13 protein-coding genes are annotated in these 16,034 nt (G+C 69.7%); 1 reads left to right on the top strand and 12 read right to left on the bottom strand.

All coding sequences use genetic code 11. The features are described 5' to 3' along the window. Window positions 1–255 precede the first annotated feature (255 nt). A complete protein-coding gene (gene ileS, locus ACZ7LU_RS29250; protein ID WP_471918459.1) occupies window positions 256–3,402 on the top strand; it encodes an isoleucine--tRNA ligase in 3,147 nt (1,048 codons plus the stop codon). Window positions 3,403–3,574: 172 nt separating this feature from the next. Here ileS and ACZ7LU_RS29245 read toward each other — a convergent pair whose 3' ends face one another. The 12 genes from ACZ7LU_RS29245 to ACZ7LU_RS29190 all read right to left on the bottom strand — a co-directional run bounded on the left by ACZ7LU_RS29245 (window position 3,575) and on the right by ACZ7LU_RS29190 (window position 16,034). Beyond that, window positions 3,575–4,693, bottom strand: a complete 1,119-nt coding sequence (locus tag ACZ7LU_RS29245) for a DivIVA domain-containing protein (protein ID WP_398307216.1) — start codon at window positions 4,691–4,693, stop codon at window positions 3,575–3,577. A 58-nt stretch (window positions 4,694–4,751) separates the two neighbouring features. After that, on the bottom strand, window positions 4,752–5,036 hold the full coding sequence (locus tag ACZ7LU_RS29240) for a YggT family protein (RefSeq protein ID WP_150166801.1): 285 nt from the start codon (window positions 5,034–5,036) through the stop codon (window positions 4,752–4,754). 80 nt (window positions 5,037–5,116) lie between these two features. Next, window positions 5,117–5,752 (bottom strand): cell division protein SepF, encoded by a 636-nt coding sequence (locus tag ACZ7LU_RS29235; RefSeq protein WP_398307214.1) that lies wholly within the window; start codon window positions 5,750–5,752, stop codon window positions 5,117–5,119. 124 nt (window positions 5,753–5,876) lie between these two features. After that, window positions 5,877–6,596 (bottom strand): YggS family pyridoxal phosphate-dependent enzyme, encoded by a 720-nt coding sequence (locus ACZ7LU_RS29230; protein WP_362992416.1) that lies wholly within the window; start codon window positions 6,594–6,596, stop codon window positions 5,877–5,879. A 6-nt stretch (window positions 6,597–6,602) separates the two neighbouring features. Continuing rightward, window positions 6,603–7,313 (bottom strand): peptidoglycan editing factor PgeF, encoded by a 711-nt coding sequence (gene pgeF / locus ACZ7LU_RS29225; protein ID WP_471918458.1) that lies wholly within the window; start codon window positions 7,311–7,313, stop codon window positions 6,603–6,605. A 37-nt stretch (window positions 7,314–7,350) separates the two neighbouring features. Then, window positions 7,351–8,589, bottom strand: a complete 1,239-nt coding sequence (gene ftsZ, locus ACZ7LU_RS29220) for a cell division protein FtsZ (protein ID WP_398307208.1) — start codon at window positions 8,587–8,589, stop codon at window positions 7,351–7,353. A 275-nt stretch (window positions 8,590–8,864) separates the two neighbouring features. Continuing rightward, window positions 8,865–9,656, bottom strand: a complete 792-nt coding sequence (locus ACZ7LU_RS29215) for a cell division protein FtsQ/DivIB (protein ID WP_471918457.1) — start codon at window positions 9,654–9,656, stop codon at window positions 8,865–8,867. Between the two features lie 14 nt (window positions 9,657–9,670). Beyond that, window positions 9,671–10,765 (bottom strand): undecaprenyldiphospho-muramoylpentapeptide beta-N-acetylglucosaminyltransferase, encoded by a 1,095-nt coding sequence (gene murG / locus ACZ7LU_RS29210; protein ID WP_362992424.1) that lies wholly within the window; start codon window positions 10,763–10,765, stop codon window positions 9,671–9,673. A 6-nt stretch (window positions 10,766–10,771) separates the two neighbouring features. Next, window positions 10,772–12,082 carry a putative lipid II flippase FtsW gene (gene ftsW / locus ACZ7LU_RS29205; protein WP_468717507.1) on the bottom strand — a complete coding sequence of 437 codons (1,311 nt, stop codon included), beginning with the start codon at window positions 12,080–12,082 and terminating at the stop codon, window positions 10,772–10,774. A 48-nt stretch (window positions 12,083–12,130) separates the two neighbouring features. Next, window positions 12,131–13,546 carry a UDP-N-acetylmuramoyl-L-alanine--D-glutamate ligase gene (murD, locus tag ACZ7LU_RS29200; RefSeq protein WP_471918456.1) on the bottom strand — a complete coding sequence of 472 codons (1,416 nt, stop codon included), beginning with the start codon at window positions 13,544–13,546 and terminating at the stop codon, window positions 12,131–12,133. 5 nt (window positions 13,547–13,551) lie between these two features. Beyond that, window positions 13,552–14,622, bottom strand: a complete 1,071-nt coding sequence (gene mraY / locus ACZ7LU_RS29195) for a phospho-N-acetylmuramoyl-pentapeptide-transferase (RefSeq protein WP_125512299.1) — start codon at window positions 14,620–14,622, stop codon at window positions 13,552–13,554. Further along, window positions 14,619–16,034 carry a UDP-N-acetylmuramoyl-tripeptide--D-alanyl-D-alanine ligase gene (locus tag ACZ7LU_RS29190; RefSeq protein ID WP_471918455.1) on the bottom strand — a complete coding sequence of 472 codons (1,416 nt, stop codon included), beginning with the start codon at window positions 16,032–16,034 and terminating at the stop codon, window positions 14,619–14,621. Before ACZ7LU_RS29190 ends, mraY begins: the two co-directional genes overlap by 4 nt.

Genomic DNA, 16,034 nt, shown 5'->3' with positions numbered 1-16,034 from the left:
GCCATGAGCGACCCGGGGACGGTGTGAGCCCGGGGGCGAGCGCGACGTGAAGATCACCCCGGAGCCGCCGGAAGAAAGCCGAGGCGTCCCAGCCGAGGCGAGTAGACCCGGTTTCGCGACCCCAATGAGGGGGCTCACCGGCACGGACCCCGTCCCGGAGGGCCAAGGAGGGTGGTACCGCGGGAGCGCGCCGCACCAGGCGCACATAGCTCTCGTCCCTCCGACGGAAGGCAGCACATCCGCCGGAGGACTTCGTTGAATACGCCGCCGCAGTACCGTCAGGTGCCCGCCCAGGTCGACCTGCCCGCCCTCGAGCACGCCGTGCTCGACTTCTGGCAAGAGCAGAAGATCTTCGCCAAGAGCCTCGAGCAGTCCGAGGGCCGCCCCGAGTGGGTGTTCTACGAGGGCCCGCCGACCGCCAACGGCATGCCGGGCGCCCACCACATCGAAGCCCGCGTCTTCAAGGACGTCTTCCCCCGCTTCCGCACCATGCGGGGCTACCACGTGGCCCGCAAGGCCGGCTGGGACTGCCACGGCCTCCCGGTGGAGCTCGCCGTCGAGAAGGAGCTCGGGTTCAACGGCAAGAAGGACATCGAGGCGTACGGCATCGCCGAGTTCAACGCCAAGTGCCGCGAGTCCGTGACCCGGCACACCGACGCCTTCGCCGAGCTCACGACCCGCATGGGTTACTGGGTCGACCTCGACGACGCGTACCGCACGATGAACCCGGAGTACGTCGACTCGGTCTGGTGGTCCCTGAAGGAGATCTTCAACAAGGACCTCCTCGTCCAGGACCACCGCGTCGCCCCCTGGTGCCCCCGCTGCGGCACGGGCCTCTCCGACCACGAGCTGGCGCAGGGCTACGAGACGGTCGTCGACCCGTCCGTCTACGTCCGTTTCCCCCTCACCTCCGGTCCCCTCGCGGGCGAGGCCGCCCTCCTGGTCTGGACGACGACCCCCTGGACCCTCGTCTCCAACACCGCAGTCGCCGCGCACCCGGACGTCACGTACGTCGTCGCGACGAACGGCGAGGAGAAGCTGGTCGTCGCCCAGCCGCTCGTCGAGAAGGCCCTCGGCGAGGGGTGGACGGTGACCGGCGAGACCTTCACCGGCGCCGAGATGGAGCGCTGGAACTACCAACGTCCCTTCGACCTGGTCGAGTTCCCGGCTCCGGCGCATTACGTCGTGAACGCCGAGTACGTGACGACGGAGGACGGCACCGGCCTCGTCCACCAGTCCCCCGCCTTCGGTGAGGACGACCTCAAGGTCTGCCGGTCGTACGGTCTGCCGGTCGTCAACCCGGTCCGCCCCGACGGCACCTTCGAAGAGGACGTCCCCCTCGTAGGCGGTGTCTTCTTCAAGAAGGCGGACGAAAGTCTCACGAAGGACCTGGCCGACCGGGGCCTGCTCTTCAAGCACATCGCGTACGAGCACAGCTACCCGCACTGCTGGCGCTGCCACACGGCGCTGCTGTACTACGCGCAGCCGTCCTGGTACATCCGCACCACCGCCATCAAGGACCGCCTCCTCCAGGAGAACGAGAAGACCAACTGGTTCCCGGACTCGGTCAAGCACGGCCGCTTCGGCGACTGGCTGACCAACAACGTCGACTGGGCGCTGTCCCGCAACCGCTACTGGGGCACCCCTCTGCCCATCTGGCGCTGCGAGGAGGACCACCTCACCTGCGTCGGCTCCCGCGCCGAGCTCTCCGACCTGACGGGCACCGACCAGTCCTCCCTGGACCCGCACCGCCCGTTCATCGACGAGATCACCTTCACGTGCCCCCAGGAGGGCTGCTCCAGCACGGCCACGCGCGTGCCGGAGGTCATCGACGCCTGGTACGACTCGGGCTCGATGCCGTTCGCCCAGTGGGGATACCCGTACAAGAACAAGGAGCTCTTCGAGAGCCGGTATCCGGCGCAGTTCATCTCGGAGGCCATCGACCAGACCCGCGGCTGGTTCTACACGCTGATGGCCGTCGGCACCCTGGTCTTCGACAAGTCCTCGTACGAGAACGTGGTCTGCCTCGGCCACATCCTCGCCGAGGACGGCCGCAAGATGTCCAAGCACCTGGGCAACATCCTCCAGCCCATCCCGCTCATGGACCAGCACGGCGCCGACGCGGTCCGCTGGTTCATGGCGGCCGGCGGCTCCCCCTGGGCGGCCCGCCGCGTCGGCCACGGCACCATCCAGGAAGTCGTCCGCAAGACCCTCCTCACGTACTGGAACACGGTCGCCTTCCAGGCGCTCTACGCCCGTACGTCGAAGTGGGCCCCCAGCGACGCCGACCCGGCGCCCGCCGACCGCCCGCTCCTGGACCGCTGGCTGCTGAGCGAGCTGCACGCGCTGACCGACCAGGTCACCCAGGCCCTGGAGGGCTACGACACCCAGCGCGCCGGCAAGCTGCTCTCCGTCTTCGTCGACAACCTCTCGAACTGGTACGTGCGCCGCTCCCGCCGCCGCTTCTGGCAGGGCGACAAGGCGGCCCTGCGCACCCTGCACGAGGTCGTCGAGACGGTCACGCGCCTGATGGCCCCGCTGACCCCGTTCATCACGGAGCGTGTCTGGCAGGACCTGATCGTGCCGGTCACCCCCGACGCCCCGGAGTCGGTGCACCTCTCCTCCTGGCCGGAGGCGGACCTCTCCGCCATCGACCCGGAGCTGTCGCAGCAGATGGTGCTCGTGCGCCGGCTCGTCGAGCTCGGCCGCGCCACGCGCGCGGAGTCCGGCGTCAAGACCCGTCAGCCGCTCTCCCGCGCGCTGATCGCGGCCACGGGCTTCGAGTCGCTCAACCCCGAGCTGCACACCCAGATCACCGAGGAGCTCAACGTCTCCTCGCTGGCGTCGCTCTCCGAAGTCGGCGGTTCACTGGTCGACACCACGGCCAAGGCCAACTTCCGGGCGCTCGGCAAGCGCTTCGGCAAGGGCGTCCAGGCGGTCGCCAAGGCCGTCGCCGACGCGGACGCGGCCGCGCTGTCGCTGGCCCTGCGCGAGGGCACGGCGTCGGTCGAGGTCGACGGCGAGACGGTGACGCTCGCCCCCGACGAGGTCATCATCACGGAGACCCCGCGCGAGGGCTGGTCGGTGGCGTCCGAGTCCGGCGCCACGGTCGCCCTTGACCTGGAGATCACCGAGGAGCTGCGCCGCGCCGGCCTGGCCCGCGACGCGATCCGCCTGATCCAGGAGGCCCGCAAGAACAGCGGCCTGGACGTCGCCGACCGGATCGCCCTGCGGTGGACCTCCGCGGACCCGGCGGTGGAGACGGCCCTGGCCGAGCACGCGGAGCTCATCGCGGACGAGGTCCTCGCGACCGACTTCGCCCGGGGTGAGGCGGACGACACGTTCGGACAGCCGTTCACGGATGACTCCCTGAAGCTGACGTTCCGCCTCCGCAAGGCGTAAGCGCTCGTACGAAGGCCCGGTCCCGCCGAGATCATCGGCGGGACCGGGCCTTTCGCATGCGGGCCGAGCCAACACCAGGACAACCGTACAAGCACGACAAAGGGCCGGGCCCCCGGAATATCCGGGGGCCCGGCCCTGAACGCTGCCGACGCCTAAGGCGTGGTCACGCCCGTCAGTTGTCGTCCTCGTCGATGAGGAAGCCACGCATCGGCGACGGAGCCTGCTGCATCGGCTGCTGGCCCTGCGGCCGCACCGGCGCCATCGGCTGGGTCATCGCCGGCGACATCTGCTGCTGGCTGCCGTAGGACGGGCCGCCGTTCTGCTGGTTGCCACCGCCCATCGACTGGTTGCCGCCGTAGGACGGGGCACCCGCACCGGCCGGAGCCATCGACGGCGCCGGGGACGGCGGCAGCGAGGCGGTGGCCGGCGTGCGCGGCGGGGCCAGCGAGTCGTCGGCCTGGGTCTCCAGCTGGCGCAGCTGCGACTCCAGGTAGGACTTCAGACGCGTGCGGTACTCGCGCTCGAAGCCGCGCAGGTCCTCGACCTTGCGCTCCAGCGTGGCGCGAGCGGACTCCAGGGAGCCCATCGCGACGCGGTGCTTCTCCTGCGCGTCCCGCTCCAGGGCGTCGGCCTTGGCACGGGCGTCACGCTCGAGGCCCTCGGCGCGCGAGCGAGCCTCGCCGACGATCTTGTTGGCCTCGGAACGGGCCTCCGCGATCGCCTGGTCGGCGGTCTGCTGCGCCAGGGAGAGCACACGGGCGGCGCTGTCGCCACCGGGGCCCTGGCCGGGCTGCGGCATCTGCGGACCGTGACCGCCCATGGGGCCACCCATGGGACCGCCCATCGGACCCTGACCCATCGGGCCGGGACCCTGCGGACCGCCCTGCGGGCCATGCCCCTGGCCGTGGCCGCTGGGGCCTGCGGGCAGCTGCGGCGCGCCACCGGGCAGCTGCGGCGGGCCGCCCATGGGGCCACCCATCTGCTGCTGCTGATGCTGCTGCGGCGGCACCGGCTGCGGACCTGATATTGCGGCGGGCACGGGGGCGCCGGGACCGCGCTGGTCCTGCGGCCCGTCGGGGCCCTTGCGCATCCCGCCCTGCTGCTGGTTCTGCGCGGCGGCACGGGTGGCCGCGGCGAGCTTGGCGCGCAGGTCCTCGTTCTCGCGGAGGAGTCGCGTCAGTTCGGCTTCGACCTCATCGAGGAAGGCATCGACCTCGTCCTCGTCATAGCCTTCTCGGAGGCGGACGGTCGTGAACTGTTTGTTCCGCACGTCCTCGGGGGTCAACGGCATCTCTTCACCTCAACGTAGTCGTCGGCATTCGGCAAGACCGTATTAGACATCGCACTCATCACAGCTGACTCACGATGTGGATCAGGATGTAGACGATGATCATCAGTACGAAGAAGGACAGGTCGAGCGCCACGCCCCCGAGACGCAGCGGCGGAATGAACCGCCGCAGGAGCTTGAGCGGTGGATCAGTGACAGTGTAGGTGGCCTCCAGAACGACCACCATCGGCTTGCCGGGTTGCCATGAGCGGGCGAACTGGAAGACGTAGTCCATGACGAGCCGGAAGATCAGCACGATGAGGAAGCACATCAGCGCGATGTAAAGCACCTGCACGACCACGCTCATGTTCGCGGTTCCCTCTCCCCTGTTACTCGTACTTCGTCGTTCCGGTACTGCGTCTACGGCAACTACTGCATCACTGCGTCTCAGCTCTGGTTGAAGAACCCGCCCTCTGCGATGCGAGCCTTGTCCTCCGCCGTTACATCGACGTTAGCAGGCGACAACAGGAACACCTTCTGCGTCACTCGTTCAATGCTGCCATGCAGGCCGAAGACCAAACCGGCCGCAAAGTCGACAAGTCGCTTCGCGTCCGTGTCATCCATCTCGGTCAGATTCATGATCACCGGGGTGCCCTCACGGAAGTGTTCCCCGATGGTACGGGCCTCGTTGTAGGTCCGGGGGTGCAATGTGGTGATGCGGTAGGGCTCCCGCTCGGACACGACCTTGGGCATGATCACCGGTGCGTTCTTCTCCAGGCTCTGGCGTTCAGGTGTGATGGATGCCACGGGGGCGATTCGCGCCGGACGTCCGGATTCCGCGGATGGCGAAGCGGAATGGGCCGCCGGCTCGCGCGGGGCGGGCGGCTGCACCACTCGTACCGATTCGTCCCGTTGTGACTGATGGGACTGGTGCGACTGATGCGATGGTTCGTGCCTCCTGCGGTCGCGCTCGGGCTCCGGCTCGGGTTCGAACTCGTCATCGGGGTCGAACCCCGGACCGTCGTACCCATCGTCCTCCACGAGGCCGAGGTAGACCGCCATCTTGCGCATCGCGCCGGCCATGCTCTGAGTCCTCCGCTCTGTGGTGGATCGGCTGTCGTCGTCAACTGCCCGCGATCCACGAGGTATCCCCGCCCAACAGCGAGAATGACCATATTTTCTGCTGTGGTCCGACTTCTTGGCGACGTTACCCGAGCCCGGGTCGGACTCCGAGTACCGCCGTACCGACGCGCACATGTGTCGCCCCGGCCGCCACAGCCTGTTCGAGGTCCGCACTCATCCCTGCCGACACCATGTTCGCAGCAGGATGAGCCGCGCGCATGAGGGTTGAGAATTCCATCAACCGCTCGAACGCCGCCTGTTGCCGTCCCGCGTACGGTCCGGTCAGCGGCGCCACGGTCATCAGACCATCGAGCCGCAGCCCCGGCGCCCCCGCGACGAGGTCGGCCAACTCTTCGATTCCGCCGGGCCCCACGCCCCCGCGCTCGCCCCGGCCGTTCTCCTCGGCGTCGAGCGCGACCTGGATCAGACAGCCGATCTCGCGCTCCGCGCGCACCGCGGCCGTCGAGAGAGCTGTGACGAGCTTGGGACGATCCACGGACTGCACCAGATCGGCATAACCGGTCACGGAACGGACTTTGTTGGTCTGCAGCTGGCCGACGAAGTGCCACGTGAGGGGCAGGTCCGCGCTCTCGGCCGCCTTCGGCGCCGCGTCCTGGTCCCGGTTCTCCGCGACGTGCCGCACACCGAGTTCGGAGAGAATCCGCACATCGCTCGCCGGATAGGTCTTCGTGACCACGATCAGGGTCACTTCTTCCCGCTTGCGCCCGGCCGCCGCGCACGCCGCGGCGATGCGCTCCTCGACCTTCGCCAGATTTGCGGCGAGTTGAGACTTACGCTCCGTCATGCCCTATCAGTCCAGCCAGACATAGCCCGCGAGGCGGCCGGTGGTCCGGTCGCGGCGGTACGAGAAATGGTCACCGGATTCCAGGGTGCACACCGGCGACTGCTCCCGGTCGCACACCCCCAGCCGCTCCAGTTGGGCGTGCACCCCGGCGGTCACGTCGACCGCCGGCGTACCCCAACTCGTCCCGGCGTGCGCCGCGGGCTCGACGGCGGCGACTTCGGCGCGCATCGCCTCCGGCACTTCGTAGCAACGCCCGCAGACGGCGGGGCCGGTGCGGGCGACGATGCGCCCGGGGTCCGCGCCGAGCGCCACCATGGCCTCGACCGTGGCGGGCACGACTCCCGCCACCATGCCGGGTCGGCCCGCGTGCGCCGCGGCCGCGACCCCGGCCACCGGATCGGCGAGCAGGACGGGCGTGCAGTCCGCGGTGAGGACGGCGAGGGCGAGGCCCCTGCGGGCGGTCACCACCGCGTCGACGGCCGGGATCTCCGCGTCGGACTCCCACGGTCCTTCGACCACGGCGACGTCACGGCCGTGTACCTGGTTCATCCAGACGACCAGGGCCGGGTCGATGCCGAGGGACTTGGCGGCCAGCGCGCGGTTGGTGCGCACGGCCTCGGAGTCGTCGCCGACCGCGCCGCCGAGGTTGAGCTCTTCGTACGGAACGGCGCTCACCCCGCCCCACCTGTCGGTGAAGGCGAAGTGCGCGCCGCTCACGGTGCTGTGCTTGCTTATCACTTCGAGAAGTCCGACATCACTTCAGGAAGTCCGGCACGTCCAGCTCTTCGGCCTGGCTGTCCTGGTAGGGACGGGCCGGCGGGACCTGCGGCGGCGCCGTCGGCGCGGACGGGGCCTCGCTCACCGGGGCCGGCTCCGCGGGCTCCGGGGTCGAGGGCTCGTCGCGCGGGGTGACGCTGCCGAGGCCGCCGAAGGCCGGGCGGGACGATTCCGCAGGGCGGGACGGTGCGGAGGACGGGGCCGGCTCCTCGCGCTTGGGGGCTCCCGACGACGCCGAGCCGAGGACGTTGTCCCGCTTGGACGGTGGCTGGCCGCCGTCGAAGCCCGCCGCGATGACGGTGACCCTGACCTCGTCGCCGAGCGCGTCGTCGATGACCGCGCCGAAGATGATGTTGGCCTCGGGGTGCGCGGCCTCGCTGACCAGCTGGGCCGCTTCGTTGATCTCGAAGAGGCCGAGGTCCGAGCCGCCGGAGATGGAGAGCAGCACGCCGCGGGCGCCGTCAATGGACGCCTCGAGGAGCGGCGAGGAGATCGCCATCTCGGCTGCGGCCACCGCGCGGTCGTCGCCGCGGGCCGAGCCGATGCCCATGAGGGCCGAACCGGCCTCGGACATGACCGACTTGACGTCGGCGAAGTCGAGGTTGATCAGGCCGGGCGTGGTGATGAGGTCGGTGATGCCCTGGACACCGGAGAGCAGGACCTGGTCCGCCGACTTGAACGCGTCGAGGACGGAGACCTGGCGGTCCGAGATGGACAGCAGCCGGTCGTTGGGGATGACGATGAGGGTGTCGACCTCTTCGCGCAGCTCCGCGATGCCGTCCTCGGCCTGGTTGGCGCGGCGCCGGCCCTCGAAGGTGAACGGCCGGGTGACCACACCGATGGTGAGGGCGCCGAGCGAGCGCGCGATGTTGGCGACGACGGGTGCGCCGCCGGTGCCGGTGCCGCCGCCTTCGCCGGCGGTGACGAAGACCATGTCGGCCCCCTTGAGGACCTCCTCGATCTCCTCGCGGTGGTCCTCTGCGGCCTTGCGGCCGACGGCCGGGTTGGCGCCGGCGCCGAGGCCGCGGGTGAGTTCACGGCCGACGTCGAGCTTGACGTCGGCGTCGCTCATCAACAGGGCTTGCGCGTCGGTGTTGATGGCGATGAACTCGACGCCCTTGAGACCGACCTCGATCATCCGGTTGATGGCATTGACACCACCGCCGCCGACACCGATGACTTTGATGACTGCGAGGTAGTTCTGCGGTGCTGCCACGTCGAAGGCCTCTCGCCTCGAGTTACGTGTCGCCGTTTCGCATCGATGCGATGCGGCGACTGATGCCGAATGGGACGGTCCGAACGCCGACCCGAACCCTAACGCTGAAGTTTAGGGTTACCAGTGTGTCTGTTCCTTGGACTCTTCCGAACAGGACACTAAGTCGACAAGTGGCGCACGTTCAACGAACACGCCGAACCTCCCGTTTTTCTTTTCACCCTATGTGATCAGCCGTAGCGCTGCCGAACCAGGGTGCTGGCCTGCGACGATATGCGTCAACTCCCCGCTGACGCAGGGGCGGTGGGGACGCTCACATCGAAGTGCCGCGCCTTGGGAGCCGCTTTCATCAGCGCGACGAGGGTAGTGGCCTTGGATCGGCCCTTCTCGCCACTGCCCCAGTCGACGGTGCGCCCGCCGCTCAACTCCAGCGAGATGGAGTCGTACGAGCGGACCTTGAGGCTCCGGGTATCGCGGGCCACGGCTTCGGGCAGGTCACCGGCGACCCGCACCGCCTCGCGCAGCAGCCGGCCGGTGCCGAACCTGCGCAGGCTGGCCGCCCCGCTCTCCCGGTCCAGCGCCAATTCGAGCTCCGGCACCCCCTTGGGCGCGCGCTCGACCGTGGCGAATCGCACTCCCTCGGCGTCCACTTCGACGAACTTTCCGCCCTTTTCGAGAACGAGGACCGGCTTGCGTTCCGTCACTTCGAGGCCGATTCCGTGCGGCCAGGACCGGACGACGTCAACCGAGTCAATTCGGGGCAATTTTGAGCGCAGCCGCTCCTCGATGGCGTCCGTGTCGACCGAAATCAGTGGTGTCCCGACGGGGGCGTCGGCCGCCTCCCGCACTTCGTCGGGCGTCAGGACACCGGTTCCCGACGTCGTCACGCGTTCGAGGCGGAGCCACTGCGAGCCGTAGAGCACCCAGAGCCCGCCGGCGCCGAGGAGCACGGCGAGCACCAGTACGACGATCAGAGTGCGTGAATGCGGCAGCCGGGGGCGGCGGGTGCGCTGCGGGCGGGGCGGGCCGGACTTCTTCTGCTGCCGTTCGGCGGTGGTCGGTCCGGCCACGGTCCCCTGCCTTCTCACGCGTTGCGGCGTGACGCAATCGCCTCGTACACCATGCCGACGAGGAGGTCGTCGGCGTCCCTGCGGCCGAACTCCGAGGCCGCGCGGGACATCTCGTACAGCCGGTGCGGGTCGGCCAGCACGGGCAGCACGTTGCCCTGGACCCACTCGGGCGTCAGTTCCGCGTCGTCGACGAGGAGTCCGCCGCCGGCCTTGACCACCGGCTGGGCGTTGAGCCGCTGTTCGCCGTTGCCGATCGGCAGCGGGACGTACGCGGCGGGGAGCCCGACGGCGGAGAGTTCGGCCACGGTCATCGCGCCCGCGCGGCAGAGCATCATGTCGGCCGCGGCGTACGCGAGGTCCATCCGGTCCACGTACGGTACCGGGATGTACGGGGGCATCCCCGGCATCTGGTGCACCTGCGGCAATTCGTTCTTCGGGCCGACCGCGTGCAGGATCTGGATGCCCGCGCGCTGGAGCACAGGGGCGACCTGCTGGACGACCTCGTTGAGCCGCCGGGCGCCCTGCGAGCCGCCCGAGACGAGCAGCGTCGGCAGGTTCGGGTCGAGACCGAAGGCGGCACGCGCCTCCGGGCGCACCCGGGCCCGGTCGAGCGTCGCGATGGTGTGCCGCAACGGGATGCCGATGTAGCGGGAGTTGCGCAGCTTGCTGTCGGGGGTGGCGACGGCCACCCCGTGGGCGTACCGCGAGCCGATCTTGTTGGCGAGGCCGGGGCGCGCGTTGGCCTCGTGCACGACGATCGGCGTCCCGGTCCGCTTGGCCGCGAGGTAGCCGGGCAGGGCGACGTAGCCGCCGAAGCCGACGACGCAGTCCGCCTTGGTGCGCTCCAGGATCTGCTCGGCCGCCTTGATGGTGCCGCGCAGCCGCCCCGGGACGGTGATCAGTTCAGGGGTGGGCTTGCGCGGCAGCGGGACGGCCGGGATCAGCGCGAGTTCGTAGCCCCGCTCGGGTACGAGCCGGGTCTCGAGTCCGCGCTCCGTGCCCAGGGCCGTGATGCCCACGGTCGGGTCCTGCCTCCGCAGGGCGTCCGCGAGGGCGAGCGCGGGCTCGATGTGGCCGGCGGTCCCCCCACCGGCGAGTACGACATGCACCGAAATTCACCGCTCTCCGGACGAACGCGCCTTGACGCGCCGTCGCATCGTGTTCCATCTCACCCGAGGTTGCCGCATGGCCAGGGCCGCCTTCGCCGCCGGGTCCGATCGCGCGAAGGCGATGAGGAGTCCGATGGCGAACATGGTCGGCAGCAGGGCCGAACCCCCGTAGGAGAACAGCGGGAGCGGGACACCGGCGATCGGCAGCAGACCGAGCACCGCACCGACGTTGATCACGGCCTGCGCCGTGATCCAGGTGGTCACGCCTCCCGCGGCATACCTCACGAAGGGGTCCTCCGTGCGTCCGGCCACGCGGATACCCGCATAGCCTAGAGCCGCGAACAGGGCGAGCACCGACAGTGTCCCCGCCAGACCGAGTTCCTCGCCGGTGATGGCGAAGATGAAGTCGGTGTGCGGTTCAGGCAGTTGACCCCATTTTTCCACACTCGCGCCGAGTCCGGAACCGAAGAATCCGCCGGAGGCCAGGGCGTAGATGCCGTGTACGGCCTGCCAGCACTGGTCGCCGGGGCCCGGGTCGGTGGCGCCGATGCACGCGAGCCTGGCCATGCGGTTCGGGCTGGTCTTGATGAGAATCACACCGAGCAGCGCCGCGATGCCCAGCACGCCGGCGAACAGCCGGGTGGGTGCTCCCGCGAGCCACAGCAGGCCGAAGAGGATCGCGGTGAGAATGATCGCGGTGCCCATGTCGCCGCCGAGCATGATGAGTCCGAGCAGCATGAAGGCGACCGGCACGAGCGGCACCAGCATGTGTTTCCACTGGGTAAGGAGCCGCTTGTCGTGTTTACGCGCCAGCAGGTCGGCGCCCCACAGGACCAGGGCGAGCTTGCCGAACTCACTGGGCTGGAGCTGGAACGGGCCGCCCAGGTAGATCCAGTTCTGGTTGCCGTTGACGCTGCGCCCTATCCCCGGGATCTGCACGAGGACCATCAGGAAGACGGTCACCGCGAGGATCGGATAGGCGAGTGCCCGGTGCAGCTTGATGGGCATCCGCATCGCGACCAGGAGCAGGATCGCGCCGAGCACGGCCGCCACGAACTGCTTCCGGAAGAAGTACGAGGCGGGCAGGTCCAGCTGCAGCGCCTGGATCATCGAGGCGGAGTAGACCATCACCAGGCCGAGCCCGGTGAGCAGCAGGCTGCTGCCGAGGATGAGGTAGTACGCGGTGAGCGGCCGGTCCCAGGCCCGGCGGATCCTGTTGTGGAGCCGCCGGAGCCCGCTCTCGCCCGGAGGGTGGGAGGCACCTCTGGCGCGTACCGGAGCCGGTCGTCTGGCGACCCGCACGGATGACCTGGCCACGTTCCCCTCCCAAGGGTGTGCCCGGCGCCCGCCGGACGGAGAGCCCGGTCAGGCGCGCGTGGGACCGAGTTCGCGGACGGCGTCCGCGAACGCTTCACCACGCTTGTTGTAGTTGGTGAACATGTCCATCGACGCACAGGCCGGAGCCATCAGCACGGTGTCCCCCGGCTGAGCCAGCTCCGCCGCCCGCCGTACCGCCTCGGACATCGCCCCAGTGTCGGTCCGGTCGAGGTCGACGACCGGGACCTCGGGGGCGTGTCGCGCGAGGGCTTCGCGGATCAGCTCGCGGTCGGCGCCGATGAGGACGGCACCGCGCAGCCGCTTCGCGGCGCCCGCGACGAGCTCGTCGAAGGTGGCGCCCTTGGCGAGCCCGCCCGCGATCCAGACGATCGACTCGTACGCCGCCAACGACGCCTGGGCGGCGTGGGTGTTGGTGGCCTTGGAGTCGTCGACGTACGCGACACCCTCGACGTCGGCGACGTGTTCGATGCGGTGGGCGTCCGGGCGGAAGGCGCGCAGCCCGTCGCGGACGGCCGTCGCCTGCACGCCGAAGGCGCGCGCGAGGGCCGCCGCGGCCAGCGCGTTGGCGATGTTGTGCGGCGCGGGCGGCTGGACGTCGGAGATCTCGGCGAGCTCCTGGGCCTGCTTCTGGCGGTCCGGCACGAAGGCACGGTCGACCAGGATGCCGTCCACCACGCCCAGTTGCGAGGGTGCGGGCGCGTTCAGCGTGAAACCGATGGCGCGGCAGCCCTCTTCGACGTCGGCCTCGCGGACCAGGTCCTCGGTCGCCTTGTCCGCGACGTTGTAGACGCAGGCGATCCGGTTGCCCTCGTAGATGCGGCCCTTGTCGGCGGCGTACGCCTCCATGGAGCCGTGCCAGTCCAGGTGGTCGGGCGCGAGGTTGAGGACGGCCGCGGAGTGGGCGCGCAGCGAGGGTGCCCAGTGCAGCTGGTACGAGGACAGCTCGACGGCGAACACGTCGTACGCGTCGTCGCCTTCGAGGACCACGTCCACGATCGGGGTGCCGATGTTGCCGACGGCGGCCGTGCGCAGGCCCGCCGCGTGAAGGATCGAGGCGAGCATCTGCGTCGTCGTGGTCTTGCCGTTGGTGCCCGTGACGGCGAGCCAGGGGGCCGCGTCGGGGCCGCGAAGCCGCCAGGCGACCTCGACGTCGCCGATGACGTCCACGCCCGCCTCGGCGGCCGCGGCGAACAGCGGCGACGACGGCTTCCAGCCCGGCGAGGTGACGACGAGGTCCGTGCCGGGCGGCAGGCTCTCGGCGTCTCCCAGGCGTATGGAGATGCCCTCGCTCTCCAGAGAGGCGGCGCGTTCCCGGTGCGCCTCTCCGGAGCCGCCGTCCACGACGGTCACCGTCGCGCCGAGGCCGGCCAGGGCGCGGGCGGCGCTGATGCCGCTCACGCCGAGACCGGCGACGGTGATGTTCCTGCCCTGCCAGTCGGACACAGAGGTCACTTTTCGGCTGCCCATCCCGCGTAGAAGAGACCGAGGCCGACGATCACGCACATGCCCTGGATGATCCAGAAGCGGACCACCACAAGGACCTCGGACCACCCCTTGAGTTCGAAGTGGTGCTGGAGTGGCGCCATCCGGAAGACCCGCTTACCGGTCATCCGGAACGAACCGACCTGGATGACGACCGACATGGTGATGAGGACGAAGAGGCCGCCGAGCAGCGCGAGGAGCAGCTCCGTGCGGGAGCAGATCGCGAGGCCGGCGAGCGCGCCGCCGAGGGCGAGCGAGCCGGTGTCGCCCATGAAGATCTTGGCGGGCGAGGTGTTCCACCACAGGAAGCCGAAGCAGGCGCCCATCAGCGCGGAGGCCACCACGGCGAGGTCGAGCGGGTCTCTGACCTCGAAGCACGCCTGCGGGTTGGTCAGCGTCGTCGCGTTGGCGCAGGACTCCTGGTACTGCCAGACACCGATGAAGGTGTAGGCGCCGAAGACCATCACGGAGGCACCGGTGGCGAGGCCGTCCAGACCGTCGGTGAGGTTCACGCCGTTCGACATCGCGAGGATCATGAACAGCGCCCAGACCACGAACAGGACCGGGCCGATCGACCAGCCGAAGTCCGTGACGAACGACAGCTTGGTGGAGGCCGGGGTCTGGTTCCGGTTGTCCGGCCAGTTCAGCGCGAGCACGGCGAAGCCGATGCCGACGATCAGCTGGCCGGCCATCTTCGCCTTGGCGCGCAGACCGAGCGAACGCTGCTTGACGATCTTGATGTAGTCGTCGAGGAAGCCGACGAGGCCCATGCCCGCCATCAGGAAGAGCACCAGGAGGCCGGAGAGCGTGGTCTCCGTGCCGGTGATGACCTTCGTGAGGAAGTACGCGATGAGCGTGGCCAGGATGAAGGCGATACCACCCATGGTCGGCGTACCGCGCTTGCTGTGGTGCTCGCGCGGGCCGTCGTCCCGGATGAACTGGCCGTAGCCCTTGCGGGCCAGGAGCTTGATCAGCAGCGGGGTACCGACCAGGGTCAGGAAGAGCCCGATCACGCCCGCGAAGAGGATCTGCCTCATCGGCCGGAGACCTGCCCCTCAGAAGACACCGCGGCGTCGTCGAGCAGCGCCGTGGCGACCTTCTCGAGACCGACCGACCTGGACGCCTTCACCAGCACGACGTCACCTGGGCGCAGTTCATTGCGCAGCAGGTCGATCGCCGCCTGTGCGTCGGACACGTGCACCGACTCCTCACCCCACGAACCCTCGTTGTATGCGCCCAGTTGGAGCCAGGACGCTTCCCTGCCCCCGACTGCCACGAGCTTGCTCACGTTGAGCCGGACGGCAAGTCGTCCGACCGCGTCGTGCTCGGCGAGACCCTCGTCCCCGAGCTCGGCCATGTGACCGAGCACCGCCCACGTACGGCGCCCCTTGCCCATGGCCGCGAGCGCGCGCAGAGCGGCTCGCATGGACTCGGGGTTCGCGTTGTAGGCGTCGTTGACGACCGTCACGCCGTCCGGGCGCTCGGTGACCTCCATCCGCCAGCGGGACAGCGTGCCCGCCTCGGAGAGCGCGAGGGCGATCTCGTCCACGGACATGCCCAGCTCATGGGCGACGGCGGCCGCGGCAAGCGCGTTCGACACGTGGTGCTCACCGTACAGCCGCAAGGTCACGTCGCTGCACCCGGAGGGTGTGTGCAGCGTAAAAGCGGGCTGTCCGTTCTCTGTGAGCCGGACATTTTCCGCGCGTACGTCGGCGTCCTCGGCCTCTCCGAAGAGGATCACGCGCGCCTTCGTGCGCGACGCCATCGCGCGGACGAGCGGGTCGTCGGCGTTGAGGACCGCGGCGCCCTCCGCGGGCAGCGACTCGACCAGCTCACCCTTCGCTTGTGCGATCTGCTCGCGTCCGCCGAACTCGCCGATGTGGGCGGTTCCGACGTTCAGGACGAGCCCGATCTTCGGCGGGGTGAGTCCGGTGAGGTACCGGATGTGGCCGATTCCGCGCGCTCCCATCTCGAGGATGAGGAAGCGCGTCTCGTCGGTGGCGCTGAGCGCGGTCAGCGGCAGGCCGATCTCGTTGTTGAACGAGCCGGGCGTGAAGACCGTGGGGGCCTTGCGCCGGAGCACCTGCGCGAGGAGGTCCTTGGAGCTGGTCTTGCCGACCGAGCCCGTCAGCGCCACCAGGGTGGCGCCGAGCCGCTCCACGACGTGGCGCGCAAGGGCTCCGAGGGCCGCCTGCACGTCGACGACGACGACGGCGGGCACGCCGACGGGCCGCGAGGCGAGCACGGCGACCGCGCCCGCGGCGACCACGTCGGCCGCGTAGTCGTGGCCGTCGACGCGCTCGCCGACGAAGGCGACGAAGAGGCTTCCGGGCTCCACCTCACGGGAGTCCCGGACGACGGGTCCGGTGACCTGGACGGCCGGATCCGGTATGTCGTACGTCTGCCCGCCGACGACGGTGGCGATCTCGGCGAGGGAGAGGGCGATCAC

Source organism: Streptomyces sp. NPDC039462 (genome assembly GCF_055639375.1).
Note: the sequence above shows the minus strand (reverse complement) of the source record. Positions and strands in the feature narration are given on the sequence as shown.